The sequence below is a fragment of the Chryseobacterium sp. OV279 genome, assembly GCF_900128945.1.
GTDB lineage: Bacteria > Bacteroidota > Bacteroidia > Flavobacteriales > Weeksellaceae > Chryseobacterium.
This window is the reverse complement of sequence record NZ_FQUD01000001.1, coordinates 1,654,811-1,669,513: the sequence shown is the minus strand read 5'-3', so window position 1 is coordinate 1,669,513 and position 14,703 is coordinate 1,654,811. Positions and strand designations below refer to the sequence as shown.

The window sequence follows — 14,703 nt, the reverse complement described above, 5'->3', positions numbered from 1 at the left end:
CCCTATCCAGCCTATCATCTGCCACCTCACACCTACCCCTCTACAATAACCCTCCTGTGCGCTCTTCCCCAATTGATCATTTCAGCAATGATATTTCCAAAAGTCCGGCAGTATTCTGTAGGTTCATATTCAATTAAAACAGGTGTTTCAGGGTAAACATTCCTTTTCAACAGTTTGTTAAGCTCCATGTCTTTAAGTTCTTTTGAAAGCATTCTTGTAGTGATTCCCGGAATGCTTCTTTCAATTTCACGGAAACGTCTGTTCCCATTACAGATTGAATTGATTACAGGAATTCGCCACTTCCCTCCAATAAAATAGAGGGTATCCTGCAGGGCGCGTAATTCTTCGGTCTGATCTCTTTCCATTTTGCAAAGTTAAATGATATCATTCATGATACTGGTATACTCTGTGATACTGATTACAAAAGTATACCAAATTGAAATAACTTTGTCAAAAATTTTAAGAAATGAAAAAATTCAACAACAAATTAGCATTAATCACCGGTGGAAATAGCGGAATCGGATATGCAACAGCAAAGGAACTCATTGCAGAAGGTGCTCAAGTCATCATTACAGGAAGAAGAAAAGAAGCTGTTGAAAAAGCAGCTCAGGAGCTCGGTGCAATTCCGTTTACGGCAGATCAGTCGAATCTTACCGATATTAATCTGTTAAAAGAAGAAGTTGAAAAGAAATTTGGAAAACTTGATATTCTGTTTATCAATGCCGGTATTACAGGAAGTCTCACTTCCATTGAAAAGATGAGTACTGAAAACTTTGACGAGGTAATGAACATTAATTTCCGGGGTGCTTATTTTACATTGAGTAAATTTATCCCGCTTCTTAATGAGGGTTCATCAGTTGTCGTTTTATCATCAATTGTCGCAGGAACCTATAAGCCGAACAGTTCAGTCTATCAGGCAAGCAAAGCCGCCTTAAATTCTATTGCTAAAACTGCAGCTGCAGAATTGGCTCCAAGAAAAATCAGGGTCAATATGATCAGCCCCGGCCCGACAAAAACTGAAATTATGAATAAAGCCGGCCTTGATGAAGATACTTTAAAAGGTCTCAATGATTATCTGATCAGCGAAATTCCGCTAAAGAAAATGGGTACTGCTGAAGACGTGGCCAAACTTGTAGTCTATCTTTCCGACCCTGTTGTTTCAAGCTTTATCACAGGTACTGAGATTATTATGGACGGAGGAATGGTCTTGTAGTTAAAGAATGAAGAAAAACCGGAAACGATGAAGACTCAAACAACTTCCGGCTTCCTTTATTTTTAACGCCAAAAAATTCCGTTCTCATCTTTCAATTTGTCCGGTTCACCTCATTTCAAATTTCAGAACCTTACTGAAGCCTCTACTTTTGAGCCATAAAAAATAATATAATATGGACTCAGTAAAGAAAAAAAGAACAGTAAAACCCATAGCCATTATATTTTTGGCAGTTATGGCCGTATTTGCCGTTTTACAGCTTTTCAACAAGCCGCTGGAGGGAAAACCCGTTGCTAAAAAAATCGAGGCTCCCCGTGAGGTTCTTGCTATTTTGGAAAATTCTTGTTTTAATTGTCACTCCAATGAACAGAAATTGAGCTGGTATGATCAGATTGCTCCCATATCGTGGGCTGTAAATAAGGATATAAAGAGAGCTAAAGAAGTTTTAAATTTTTCGGAATGGAATTACTCTGAAGGTGAACATAAGGGAAAAATGTATGCCATTTTAAACATGATGCAAAGCGGAAAAATGCCGCTTCATGAGTATACATTGCTTCATCCGTCAGCTAAAATCACGAAAAAAGAGATTGAAACTATTAGAAAGTATACCCTTTCATTATCGGGTATCACTTCCGCAAAACAGGAAAAAGATCCGCACCAGAGTATTGAAACGTATCATAACTCAACTCCGGCGAAATTCCCGGTTTCTCCCAATGGAGTACAATATACAGATGCGTTTAAAAACTGGAAGGTCATCAGCATGAGTACGCTTTTCGATCATTCCATCAGGGTTATTTATGGAAATGATATTGCGGTAAAAGCCATTGAAACAGAAAATTTCCATCCGTGGCCAGACGGAAGCATTGTTGTAAAATCCGTTTGGAAGCAGGAGAATTTTGCAGACGGAGAAGTGAGAGCCGGAGAATTTGTCAATGCCCAGTTTATGGTCAAAAACGCTAAGAAATACACAGATACGGAAGGCTGGGGATTTGCAAAGTTTTCAGGGAATGACCTTCATCCAACAGGAAAAACAGCTTCATTCGCTAAAGAGTCCTGTATCGCCTGTCACCGCCAGTTATCCGAAAAAACAGGCTATTTATTTGATGTTCCGATGAAAATCAATACCGAAAGATTAATTAAAAACCTTGAGAAATAATGAAACAAATACTATTTATCACACTGTCTATCTGTGCTTTGTTTACTGCCTGTAAAATTGATGAACCGGATAAAGATTTAAAACGAATTGTTTTCGATCCGGGAGATCTAAAGTTCATTTCCACTTCATTAAATACGAAAAAAGAAACCTCATCCGCACTGTATGGAAACCCGGAAGCTCTAGTCTCTTTATCAGGTGAAAATAATCAACTAAAAAAAGGTTCTGTGATCAAATTAGTCACCTGGAAATATCATGACAATCCGCAATACATCGGAGGAACCATTACCGGTGAATTGTTGAGTATTGAAACCGTTCAGGCAGATCATAACGGAAACGTTTCCTACAAAATGCAAAATACTTCCGGAACTGAAAATGTTCAACCCAACAAAGAAGAGCGAATACAATACATTATGAGTTACAGGCCCGTTGTGAGACCTTAAAAAACATTTGAAGCTGAGTATTGAGCTTCAAATGTTTTTTTGTGAATGGGTAATTTGTGAAAAGTCAATTTTTGCTGACGCAAAGTCAATCGTCAATTTTCACAGCAAAAATTCACAAGCGAAGCGAATTCACCATTGACTATTGACAATAAAGGTTTGTGAATGGTCAATTTTGCTAAAGTAAGTCAATTGTCAATTTTCACAATAAAAATTGACAAGCGAAGCGAATTGACTATTCACCATTGACCTTGAAAATTCATGAATAGTCAATTTTGCTAAAGCAAGTCAATTATCAATCTTCACAGTAAAAAATTCACAAGCGAAGCGAATTGACTATTCACCATTGACTATTGACATTGAAAGTCCATGAACGGTCAATTTTACTATAGCAAGTCAATTGTCAATTTTCACAACAAAAATCACAAGCGAAGCGAATTGACCATTGACTATTGACATTGAAAGTCCATGAACGGTCAATTTTGCTAACGCAAAGCCAATTGTCAATCCTCACAGCAAAAATTCACAAGCAAAGCGAATTGACTATTCACCATTGACCATAAGTATTCATCCCACTCTTCTTTTTACAAATAAAAAAACCTAATTTCACTTCTCAAAATCCCTGTTCTCATGCAACAGCAAAAAGTAAAAATTTCACCGGCCGTCATCTGGATAAGTTCTCTCTTTCTGGGTATTTTATCTTCCGTTCCTCAGTTAGCTTCCCATGAATTCAACTGGAAAGAAGCGGCTGTGAATTCGGCTATAACTGATGCGTTTTCTGTCATCATGTGGTATCTTAATATTTACCTTCTCAACCGCAGCGCAGGAAGACGGAGACAGGATATTTCGTATTCAAGATTATTAACGGTCTTAGCATTCGGAATGGTGATCATGTTTGGTCTGGCGTGGATCCAGCAGCTTATTTTATCTCATATTAATTTCGGTCCGGTGATGCTGATGGTGGAAGTCAGGGGAATCCTGATTAATTTGGTCTGTTATATGTTCTTAACGTTGCTTCAGAATAATTATTCGGGGCAACAAATACAGCTGGAACTGGAAAAAGTAAAAAGCGATAATCTGGGTGCTCAATATGAATTATTAAAACAACAGGTCAATCCCCATTTCCTCTTCAACAGCCTGAATACATTAAAATCAATGGCAGAAACCAACGATTCGGAAACGGTGGACTTTGTTATCAAACTTTCTGATTTTTACAGATTTACTTTGGAAAGCCGAAAACTGGATCTTATCTCAGTTCAGGAAGAAATGAACATTATTGAAGCTTATCTTTTTCTCCAAAAAGCGCGTTTCGGTGAAGGAATTACATTTACCAACGAACTTAAGAATGAAGATCTTAAAACACTCATTCCTCCTTTTACCATGCAGCTTTTGGTAGAAAACTGCATCAAACACAATATTGTATCTCAAAGCAAACCGCTGCACATCAGGATTTACAGTTCGGAGGACAGAATCATTATTGAAAACCCAATTCAACGGAAAATAGCTACAGAAGAATCTCTCGGCGTTGGCCTTGATAATATAAAAATGCGTTTCAGGCATCTGCTGGAGCAGGAAATAGAAATTTATTCAGACGAAAAAACTTTTCAAATAAAACTACCTTTGATCCATGAATATCATCATCATTGAAGACGAATTCAGAGCTGCAAAATCTCTTCAAAACCTTATTTTAGACCTAAAACCGGAATCCAAGATTCTGGGAGTTTATGACAGTGTTGAAGCCAGTGTTGAAGCTTTATCACAAGACATCATGCCGGATCTTATTTTTATGGATATCCAGCTCTCAGACGGACTTTCATTCGAGATCTTTAAAGCAGTAGATATCACCTGCCCTATCATTTTCTGTACCGCTTTTGACCAATATATGCTGGATGCATTCAAAAGCAAGGGTGTAGACTATGTTCTGAAACCTTTTTCCCGTGATGATATTTCAGAAGCTCTGAAAAAAGTTGACGAACTCAGAAAGTTTTTCCAAAAGAATGACCTTCCCGATATTGAATTGCTTCTGCAGAAGATCAGCCAGCCCACAGGAAAAAGTACCTTTCTCGTTTTTAAAAATCAAAAATACACGACCATTCCCACAGAAAGTGTTGCTTATTTCTATATCCATAATGAAATCACCCATCTTGTGACCTTTGATAAGGAACAGTTCCAGCTTTCTCAACCGCTTGGACAGGTTGCCGAACAAGTTTCCGGGAAACAATTTTTCAGAATCAACCGACAGTATTTGGTCAATTTCAAGGCAATCAAGGAAATGGAGCATTATTTCCAGCGTAAAATTCTGGTTAAGCTGGTCATTGAAACTCCTGAAAAACTCCTGATCAACAAAGAAAAAACGCACAGTTTCTTCACCTGGCTGGAAGACCGTTAACCTATTAAATTTTAAACCTGAATATTTTCCGGGTTCGCCTTTCAATTTGTCCGGCTAACCCTTTTTTATATTCTTTCGCGCCTGCTGAGTCTCTACTTTTGAATCAAAATTAAAAGAAATGATTCTAAAAAATCTATTGACAGTAGGTGCTTTCACCACCTTCCTATTTGCCGCTTCTGCATTTATACAGAAAGACGAAATTAAGACAGCCCACCATGACATTTCCACGGAGAATAAAGGTTTTGCAGTTTTGGAACTGTTCACTTCAGAAGGCTGTTCAAGCTGTCCTCCCGCAGATGATCTGATGGGACAGATCCAGAAAGAATACAAGGACCAGCCTGTTTACATTCTTTCTTATCATGTAGACTACTGGAACCGTCTCGGATGGAAAGACAGGTTCAGCAGTGCTGAAAATTCCCAACGGCAACAAGCATACAGCCGACTCCTCAAATCACAAACTTATACCCCACAATTGGTTGTGAATGGAAACACTGAGTTTGTAGGTTCTGACAGTAATGCTGTAGAAAATGCCATTCAAAAGGTTATAATGAGTTCTAAAAATGTTTCTATAAACCTCTCTGCAGCTGTTTCACAAAAAGCAATCACCATTAGTTTTAAAACAACTCAAACTGATTCTCAGGATAAATTACTGATCAATCTGGTTGAAAAGAAATCATCGACGCAGGTAAATGGCGGTGAAAATGAAGGACATCGTTTGCAGCACTGGCAGATCGTTCATGAACAGGAAAAGGTTTCATTAAAAGATTATCATGAAGGCACAGTAAATTTCAAGCTTCCGGATAACTTTTCTTCCGACAACTGGGAAGTCATTGGATTTATTCAGAACCCGAAGACCGGAACAATTTCCGGAGTATCCAGGGCTATTATCCAGTAAAATAGGTTAGAAATTAATGTACAAATCACATAAAACCTTTGCCTTTTGATCATTCGAAATCATCATCCAACGAGAATAAACAATTGTTGGAGAATCTCAAAGGCGCTAAGTTCTATCTAAATGTGAAGATTTTAAGGCGCTAGAAAATTAAAAATTTTCAGCAAGGAATAATTCCAGAACATCAATCATTATAACACAATCAATTTTATCAAAGATAAAATCTTTGCGCCTTACAACATATAGTTTGAAAAAAAATTGCGCCTTTGCGATAAACCAAAATCACTATTCAACAAGTATAAAATACGTGTTGAGAAACGCTAAGACACAAGGCTATATCAAAATAAAAATATTTCAAGGTATTAGAAAACTCAAAAAAACTTAAAATAATAAAACAATGAAAACAAAAACAACAAAAACCATCTATTGGTCAGGTATTATCTTTATGTCATTATGGTTCGGTGCCAGTGGTTTCTTTGAACTCACCAAAAATCCTGTAGTATGGAACATTACCCAACAGCTTGGCTATCCTTCTCACTTCATCTATATTCTTGGTGTCTTTAAATTATCAGGAGTTTTGGTACTCCTTCTCCCCAATCGTTTATTTAGACTGAAAGAATGGGTATTTGCAGGTATGTTTTTCGACATTATTTTTGCGTTCTTTTCAAAAATTGCCGTGCTTGGTTTTGCAACAACTTTTGACGCTATTATCACATTTACAGTTCTTTCCGTGACATATGTAATGTTCAGAAAACTACATACTCCTGAATTGATATTTGGAGAAGCTTAGCGGAAATCTTGTTTTTAAACTGATCAATTGATACGTTAGAAATTCAGAATCTCATACATCTTCTGTTTTTTAATAAATCAAAAAATGCTAAAATTTGTACATCATTCAACCATACGTCTGATCATTTTAGAGATCATAGAAAAAAATATTTGTGTTCCCCCAATCAGGTGATTGTATGCCTTATTCATTTTCTACTTTACGTTGCTTTGGTTGGGGAATTTTTAATCAATAAATCCTCCCGGAAGAGAGGATTTATTTTTAAATTGATGTTGTAGAAATTGAAATGAATCATTAATGTCTCAATTCCACTTTCATTAGCTCATAAAACTCTCCGGAATCCATTCATAGGCTGTATCTTTTTTCCTGGTAAAGCCAAGTCCCGGCCAAGGAAGATGATAGGCAAATGCTTTGGTCTTTGTTTCCGCCAGCTGCTGAAGAAGTTTCTTACGGGAGTCTGTAGCGATATCCAGATCTGTGTCTCCTGAAAATCCCCAATCAGGGTGTGGAAAAAGAATAACATCAGAGTGAATAAGATCTGCCATATAGATGAGTTTTTCATTTCCGGAAGAAATCGTCATGATGGTAAGTCCCGGCGTGTGTCCCGGTGCCAGCTGAAAGCTGAAATGATCATATAAAGGCTTTTTAAAATCATAAAACTTCAGTTTTGGACGAATCGTTTTCAGGATATTCTGAATAGGCGGAATCACCTGGTTGAGAAATTCCGGCTGGGTTTTTAAAAAGCTGTTTTTAAAATCTTTAAGGGAAGCCTGTAGCCAAAAATCGTGCTCTATCTTTGAAATATACAGATCCGCATTCGGGAAAACCAGATTATTCTGTTTGTCCACTACTCCACCGATGTGATCCGGATGAGCGTGGGAAATAAAAACATCGGTAATATCTTTCGGTGAAAATCCTGCTTTCTGAAGACTTTTCAAAAGGAAACCGGTTCTTTCATCGGCAAAAATTCCCATTCCTGCATCCAGCAAAATCAGTCTGTTCTTCGTTTTAACAAGCATCAGATTCATCGCCATATCGATATAATCATCGGGACGGAAATGATCTCTGAGGAGCTTTTTTAGTTGAGGAACATCTGCTCGTGGTGAAAAGGTATCAACGTTTTTCTCGTGAATATATCCGTCGGTCAAAATAAACAGTTCCAGCTCTCCCAATTTAATTTTTTTAGATGCTGAAAGATCTTCTTCTGAACGAGGCAAAACCGTCTGCGTTCCGGCAAAAACATCAGAAAAAGGAACAAAGCTTAATGCTCCTGCCAGGAGTCCGTTTTTTAAAAGTTCTCTTCTGTTCATGATTGAATAGGTAATTATTAATATTCCGGATTGCTGATGACTGTAAGCAATCCGGAAATATTATATTTTAGTTATTGACTAATTTCATAGAACCTTCGGTATATCTTTCACCGACGTTAGGATATTTTTTAAGAAGCGAATCAATCGTTTCCAGATCAGATTTTGAAAGGTCAATATTCACCGCAGCGATATTCTCTTCTAGGTATTTAATGCGTTTAGTTCCCGGAATCGGAATGATATCTTCTCCTTGGTTCAGTACCCATGCTAACGCCAGTTGGGTTCCTTTTACTCCTTTAGATTCGGCAAATTCATTGATTTCTCTGGCCAGATTCCTGTTGTTCTCAAGGTATTCTTCCTGATAACGCGGCAGGGTTTTTCTGAAATCTTCGTCACCGAAATTCTGTACTTCATTGATATTCGCGAAAAGACCTCTCGCCAATGGAGAATAAGGCACCAGTGTAATTCCAAGCTCTCTGATCGTCGGCAGGATATCATTTTCTACATCTTTCGTCAGGATAGAATATTCTGACTGTAAAGCTGTAATTGGATGGATTTTATTCGCCTTTCTGATAGACTCTGCGGAAGCTTCTGATAATCCAAGGTATTTTACTTTGCCTTCTTTAACCAGCTCAGCCATGGCTCCAACGGTTTCTTCTACCGGAATATTCGGGTCTACTCTGTGGGCATAATACAGGTCAATGGTATCGATTTTCAGTCTCTGAAGACTTAAATCAACCGCCTGTCTGATCCATTCCGGTGACCCGTCAAAATAAGTTCCCGGTGCTCCGCTGTGGCTTGGTTTTCCGTCTTTAAATCTAAATCCGAATTTGGTCGCGATAAAGATTTTGTCACGGTTGGGAACCAAAACTTTTGAGATCAGTTTTTCATTTTCTCCTGCCGCATACATATCTGCCGTATCCCAGAAATTTACGCCTAAGTCTAAAGCTTTGTGTAATGTATTGATGCTTTCCTGCTCATCCGCAGGGCCATAAGCAAAGCTCATTCCCATACATCCTAAACCTACTGCAGATAACTGCTCTCCTGTGTTTCCTAATTTTCTGAATTTCATAATGGGTTGTGATTTTAAATTGATAAGACAAAATTAGAACAAGAATAAGCCCGGTACTCTATAGAATTCAAACCAAGAATTATAAAATTCAAACAACCTCGGTTCTGATAGCATTGGGAGCCATTCCCGTCTGTTTTTTAAAGAAATTGGTAAAATAAGCTGGCTCTTCAAATCCCAATCCGTAGGCTATCTCGGAGATATTCCAATCTGTGTGTTTCAGCAGTGCAGTCGCTTCCTGAACAATTCTTGAAGCGATCTGCTGACTGGTGGTTTTACCGGTCATCTCTTTCACAGAGCGGTTTAACGAATTCACGTGAATGGAAAGACTCTGCGCATAATCATTAGGAGTCTTCAGTTTCAGAAAAGCTTCCGGACTGTCGATGGGAAACTGTCGTTCCAGCAGCTCCATAAATAAGGAAGCAACACGCTGGGATGCATTCTGGTAGGGCTCAAAGTTCTCAGCAGGATGCATTTTCATGGTTTCATGAATCATCAAATGGAGGCACGCACGGAGCATATCATATTTGTGCATATATTCGGATTCTATCTCCGTCATCATCTTGATAAAAAGGTCGGAGATGGTCTTCTGCTGCTCTTCATCAACAAAGAACATAGGCGTTCCGCCAATTTTAAACAGCTGAGAATCCTGAAGATTTCCCAAACGCATTCCGTTCTGGAGAAACTGGTCGGTAAAGAGACAAAACCATCCAGTCTGGTCCTCGTCATCCGCTTCCCATGAGTAGGGAACTACAGGATTTGAAAACAAAAGTGCCGGACGGTCTACATAAATCCATTTATCTGCATAATGAAGCTTTCCTTTTCCGATAATAAGTGATATTTTATAATAATCTCTCCTACTGTAAGGAGTTAACAGTGAACAGCTTTCCCGTGTGAATACGTTAAAATGCCCTATCCCGGGAGTCCTGACAGCTTCCAGCCTTTCCACAGATGCATTCCGCAAATAAAATCCCTGTATCGTTTCTTTAGATTCCATAGCACTAAGTTATAAAATTCAAACAAATAAAACATTCCTGATCCTAATGATTGATAAAATAAAAGGTGGCCGGCAAAAAATGCCGGCCACCTAAAAATTGAATATATAGTTGATACCTCGTCTAGTGATGATGTTCGTGTTTCTTTTCCATTTTGTATGCTTTGTTCTTTTTGACCTTACTTTTTTTGTAATTATTTTTGTTTCGGTTATAAACGGCTATAGGATTTTGGCCTTTGTAGTAATTCTTTTTGAATTTGGTGTATTTTTCCCTTCCGAGTATTCTTTCAATTTCATAATACCGGTCTTCTCTCCATCGGTCCGGCTGGCTTACATAAGCCCTGTTCCAGGAGTCATAATCGCGGTATCTGTCATTTAAAGCATTCAATTGATTGGTCTGTGCCACAGAAAGCAAAAGCTCAGCTGCTACGGATTGCCAGTTCACATCCGAAATACTTCTTCTATAATCATTATAATAATCTGACTGTGCATAGCTGAGGCCAAATGTGCCAACAAGCATTAATGCTATCATTATTTTTTTCATCTTTAGTACCTTTTTTTGATTAACTGTTTTAGCATAGTCAATTAAAATGCCAAGTTTGCAATACATCTTCACAATCTTTGTTAAAAATTACAAAAACGACCTTGTTTTTTATCTAAAACACACATTTAAAACACTCAATAATAAGCGATAAACGATTCATAAACAGATAAAAATTCCATACATCATCATACTCAAAAACTCTCGAACTCTCGAACTCTCTTACTTGTGCATTCTGCTAAAATTTCGTTAAGTTTCCCAAAAACTCATGTTTTGTATTATTTTAATTTGTAATTTTAAGAGTGAGAAGTATACATCCGTAAGGTTTGTAATGTCGCGGGACTGTTAGATTGCTTTATCAATTCAATGAAGCCAATCATTTTTTAACACAATCAAATTTTAATGATTATGGAAAATATAAAGTTTGAAATATCTCCTTATCAGGATGAACTGCAACTGTTACTGGATGGAGAAAAGGCAGGATATATGTCGATAAAAATTGACGGAAGGCTGCTGATCGTTTATTACACAAAAATTATTGAAGAACGTGAAGGCCACGGATATGCCAAAATGCTTCTGGATGAATTGGTCCGTTACTCTGAAGAAAAAGACCTTCTGGTAGATCCGGAATGTGATTTTGTCCGCCAGCAGTTTGAAAATCATCCAGCCCGGTACAAAGATATCTGGCATGCCTGAATCAGTCTTCCCACCAGTTGCTGAACTGATGGTGGGTACGCTTCATATCCACTACTTCCCCGATCATTGGGGTAAGGATACTGAGCCCTTTCTCTGTTCCTAGGCCTGTTACTTTCTGCAGCGGCTCATTCCACGGGTGAAGAGCCAGCGCAAATTTTGAAGAGTGAACAGGAATACTATGCTGAGCTTTAAGATCAACGGCTGCCTGGATCACATCTTCAGGCAGCGCGTGGATGTAGCGCCATGCTTCATCATACTGCCCGTTTTCAAGAATAGCATAATCAAAAGGCCCGAATTGTTCACCTATCGTTTTAAAGTGGGAATCGTATCCGCTGTCACCACCCAGAAATATTTTTTTTGTTGGAGTTTCCAGAACATAGGAAGTCCACAGGGTATTGTTCTGTTTTATTTTCCGTCCGGAGAAATGTCTTGCCGGTGTAAAAGTAATTTTCAGATTATTTTTTAAAAGCACTTGTGCGCCCCATTCCTCTTCGATCAGGTTTTCTTCAGCATAGCCCCATCTTTCGAGGTGAGCACCCGCTCCGAGTGGTACAATAGCCTTACTGGTTCTATTTTTAATCGATTTCACTGTGGGATAATCCAAATGGTCGAAATGATCATGCGTAATGACCAGATAATCCAGATCAGGAATATCTTCCGGTTTAAAAAGATCCGAACCTTTAAATGCCTTGTTAAAATATTTGAAGGGTGAACCGTAAAGGCTCAGCACTGGATCTACCAAAAAAGAAACACCATCCGTTTGCAGATAATAAGATGAATGTCCCAGCCAGATAAAGACATCCTGATCTTTTCCGATACTTTTTAAATCTGTATGAATAGCAGGAATATTTTTCAAAGGCTTCAATAGCGGATGTTTTTTCCCTAAAACAAAATCGTATGTAACTTTCATCGTACTGTAACCTTCGGTAATGGAAGGTGTATGACTGATGTTCCGGAACTGTTTATTTTTATAGAGTTTTGACTGTTTTATCCGCTCCAGTCTTTTGCCTTTGGGTGCTGCTCCGAAAGCGGGCAGGTTCATCACTAAAAAATAAATGATCACTAAAAGAACGGCGATTAAAATCAAGTATAGCATCTGCATCAAAATAAGCCTCAAAGGTATTGACTTTTGATCTCACATGGAAAATTCCACGATTTTTTAACTTAATTTATAAAGCTTTCTGAATAATTTATTACTTATTTGAACCGTAATAATCTTAAACTTTTTAACTTAGCGGATTGAAAAAAAATTCAAAACAGATTGAAAAATTATTCGATAATACTGCTGGCAGCGGCACTCTCTTCATGTACATCTATCAGAAGGCACAATGAACAAAGAGCTACATGTATTGGTCCCGACGAGCTTAAGGAAGACGTAGATTACGCCTACCTAAAGCTTCAGCAGATGCATCCCCAACTTTACTGGTATATTTCCAAGCCGGAACTTGACCGTAAATTTGACAGTCTTAAAGGGACCATTGACGAATCTTTGACTCCGCTTCAGTTTTATTTTAAACTGCAGCCTGTGATCGCTGACATCCGTGAAGGTCATCTTGCCTTGAGAATTCCACGAAAAAAATTCACTAAAAGACAAATCAAATCCCTTGAGCATAAAAAAGGAATGTTCAGCCGTTTTGAGTATTATGTGAAGGATGATCATTTATTTATTATTCAGAATAAAGATTCGATCGAAAATATAAAGCCCGGAACTGAAATCCTTTCCATTAATAAAGTTCCTGTCTCTGATTATGTGAAAAAATACCGCGAACTGATTAGCAGCGACGGATACAATACCACTTTTCAGTCTTACTTTCTGAAGGATGTTTTTTTTAATTTTTATACGGCAGAACACGGATTTAAAGACACTGCTTCTATAGAAACGTTGTATAATGGTGAAAAACAAACCTATACCCTACACCGTGAATCCAAATCTAAAAATGATCTGGATAAAGACAAGGAACTGGAAAAAAGAACGCCTGAAAAGAAGGTCAATGATTATGTAGCTTCCAGTAATTCTTATAACCGAAATTTTAAGTTCCTGGATAAGGACAGCACGACTGCCTATATTAAAGTAAAGAGTTTTTCAAGGGATTATTCCGATAAGTTTTACAAAGAAACATTTGCAAAAATAAAAAACGCGGGAGCTAAGTACCTTATTATAGATGTCCGCAATAACTACGGTGGATCACTGCATGAGATCAACAACCTGTATTCTTATCTGGCTCCGGAACCGTATGTGCTGATAAAGCCATCACAGCTTACCTCCAGAATTACTCCATTAAAAACAAATTATTTCAGAAAAAGCACCCCTTTCCAATACGCTTTTAAGAGTCTGGCTTATCCGACTTATGTTTTTGCACAAACCTTCAGTACTTATAAAAAAGACGGAAAGGTGTATTATAAAATGAAAGCCGACAAGCCTACGAAACCCAATAAAGATGCATTTCAGGGGAAGGTTTTTGTATTGATCAACGGCGGAAGTTTTTCAGCTTCTTCTATCATTACGGCAAAACTGAAATATGATAAACGCGCAATTCTCGTAGGTGAAGAAACCGGCGGTGCCAATGACGGAACTGTAGCAGGATTCTATTCTTACCAGAAACTTCCCCATTCAAAGATCAATCTTCCTATCGGCTTACTGCTGGTACAGCCCAATATTGATTTCCTGAATACGAAAAAAGGAGTTGCACCAGATATTACGATTACTGAAAGCATGCAGGATATTATCGATAAAAAAGATCCGCAGCTGGATTGGGTGAAAAATGAAATTGCAAAAGAAAAAGAACTTCAATAGTTTTATAAAATAGTTTCGGCGGGCTTTCAGCCCGTCGAAACTATTTTCATCTTTTCAATTCCTTCAACAAATCTTCGATATGTACGATATATCTTCCGTAATACCAGTTGAACCGGAACTGTCCCATCAGATACAGTGCAAAGAGTCCTACCGTCACTCAACTGATCAGGATTACGGCGGCTTTTACTTCACTGATTGGCTCAGGCCATGGAATAAACTATATAACGACTGAAAAATCTTCCAGATAATAAAAAAATAAAAGCTTTATCGATGGAATTCAGCTGGCGGATTGATTCCTTTATGCTTTTCTATTTTGTCTAAAAAAATTCATGCTCTAATGAGTTCATAGTATTGGACTCTTTAGAGTTAGTTTTCATTGTAAAAAATGTCACATCTATTTCTTAAAAATAAAAAAATCCGGCAGAAAATTT

Annotated in this window: 15 protein-coding genes; 9 read left to right on the top strand and 6 right to left on the bottom strand. The window is 37.9% G+C overall.

Annotated elements, in window-relative coordinates:
- Window positions 1-32: 32 nt before the first annotated feature.
- Window positions 33-365 (bottom strand): winged helix-turn-helix transcriptional regulator, encoded by a 333-nt coding sequence (locus tag BUA72_RS07405; RefSeq protein ID WP_047451583.1) that lies wholly within the window; start codon window positions 363-365, stop codon window positions 33-35.
- A 101-nt stretch (window positions 366-466) separates the two neighbouring features.
- Here BUA72_RS07405 and BUA72_RS07400 point away from each other — a divergent pair, with 101 nt between their 5' ends.
- From BUA72_RS07400 to BUA72_RS07370, 7 genes are all read left to right on the top strand, one after another.
- Complete coding sequence (locus BUA72_RS07400) at window positions 467-1,213, top strand: SDR family oxidoreductase (protein ID WP_072922375.1); 747 nt, start codon at window positions 467-469, stop codon at window positions 1,211-1,213.
- Window positions 1,214-1,385: 172 nt separating this feature from the next.
- Entirely contained in the window at window positions 1,386-2,366 is a 981-nt protein-coding gene (locus BUA72_RS07395; protein WP_072922374.1) for a heme-binding domain-containing protein, read from the top strand.
- Window positions 2,366-2,806, top strand: coding sequence for a hypothetical protein (locus BUA72_RS07390; protein ID WP_072922373.1), 441 nt, complete (start codon window positions 2,366-2,368; stop codon window positions 2,804-2,806). Before BUA72_RS07395 ends, BUA72_RS07390 begins: the two co-directional genes overlap by 1 nt.
- Window positions 2,807-3,433: 627 nt before the next feature.
- A complete protein-coding gene (locus tag BUA72_RS07385) occupies window positions 3,434-4,450 on the top strand; it encodes a sensor histidine kinase (protein ID WP_072922372.1) in 1,017 nt (338 codons plus the stop codon).
- Window positions 4,431-5,192, top strand: coding sequence for a LytR/AlgR family response regulator transcription factor (locus BUA72_RS07380; protein WP_047451598.1), 762 nt, complete (start codon window positions 4,431-4,433; stop codon window positions 5,190-5,192). Before BUA72_RS07385 ends, BUA72_RS07380 begins: the two co-directional genes overlap by 20 nt.
- Before the next feature lie 118 nt (window positions 5,193-5,310).
- Window positions 5,311-6,087 carry a DUF1223 domain-containing protein gene (locus BUA72_RS07375; protein WP_072922371.1) on the top strand — a complete coding sequence of 259 codons (777 nt, stop codon included), beginning with the start codon at window positions 5,311-5,313 and terminating at the stop codon, window positions 6,085-6,087.
- A gap of 394 nt (window positions 6,088-6,481) precedes the next feature.
- Window positions 6,482-6,874: a DoxX family protein gene (locus tag BUA72_RS07370; protein WP_072922370.1), complete on the top strand. Its 393-nt coding sequence runs from the start codon at window positions 6,482-6,484 to the stop codon at window positions 6,872-6,874.
- 314 nt (window positions 6,875-7,188) lie between these two features.
- Here BUA72_RS07370 and BUA72_RS07365 read toward each other — a convergent pair whose 3' ends face one another.
- From BUA72_RS07365 to BUA72_RS07350, 4 genes are all read right to left on the bottom strand, one after another.
- Window positions 7,189-8,181 carry an MBL fold metallo-hydrolase gene (locus BUA72_RS07365; RefSeq protein WP_072922369.1) on the bottom strand — a complete coding sequence of 331 codons (993 nt, stop codon included), beginning with the start codon at window positions 8,179-8,181 and terminating at the stop codon, window positions 7,189-7,191.
- A gap of 67 nt (window positions 8,182-8,248) precedes the next feature.
- Window positions 8,249-9,250 (bottom strand): aldo/keto reductase, encoded by a 1,002-nt coding sequence (locus BUA72_RS07360; RefSeq protein WP_072922368.1) that lies wholly within the window; start codon window positions 9,248-9,250, stop codon window positions 8,249-8,251.
- An 88-nt stretch (window positions 9,251-9,338) separates the two neighbouring features.
- On the bottom strand, window positions 9,339-10,244 hold the full coding sequence (locus tag BUA72_RS07355; protein WP_034725037.1) for a helix-turn-helix domain-containing protein: 906 nt from the start codon (window positions 10,242-10,244) through the stop codon (window positions 9,339-9,341).
- Window positions 10,245-10,365: 121 nt separating this feature from the next.
- Window positions 10,366-10,785, bottom strand: a complete 420-nt coding sequence (locus tag BUA72_RS07350; protein WP_072922521.1) for a hypothetical protein — start codon at window positions 10,783-10,785, stop codon at window positions 10,366-10,368.
- A gap of 405 nt (window positions 10,786-11,190) precedes the next feature.
- On the opposite strand from BUA72_RS07350, the gene BUA72_RS07345 reads away from it, so the two are divergent.
- Window positions 11,191-11,478 (top strand): GNAT family N-acetyltransferase, encoded by a 288-nt coding sequence (locus tag BUA72_RS07345; RefSeq protein WP_034725627.1) that lies wholly within the window; start codon window positions 11,191-11,193, stop codon window positions 11,476-11,478.
- A gap of 1 nt (window position 11,479) precedes the next feature.
- Here BUA72_RS07345 and BUA72_RS07340 read toward each other — a convergent pair whose 3' ends face one another.
- Window positions 11,480-12,574, bottom strand: coding sequence for an MBL fold metallo-hydrolase (locus tag BUA72_RS07340; protein ID WP_072922520.1), 1,095 nt, complete (start codon window positions 12,572-12,574; stop codon window positions 11,480-11,482).
- A 165-nt stretch (window positions 12,575-12,739) separates the two neighbouring features.
- Here BUA72_RS07340 and BUA72_RS07335 point away from each other — a divergent pair, with 165 nt between their 5' ends.
- Window positions 12,740-14,272 (top strand): S41 family peptidase, encoded by a 1,533-nt coding sequence (locus BUA72_RS07335; protein ID WP_047451614.1) that lies wholly within the window; start codon window positions 12,740-12,742, stop codon window positions 14,270-14,272.
- Window positions 14,273-14,703: the final 431 nt, after the last annotated feature.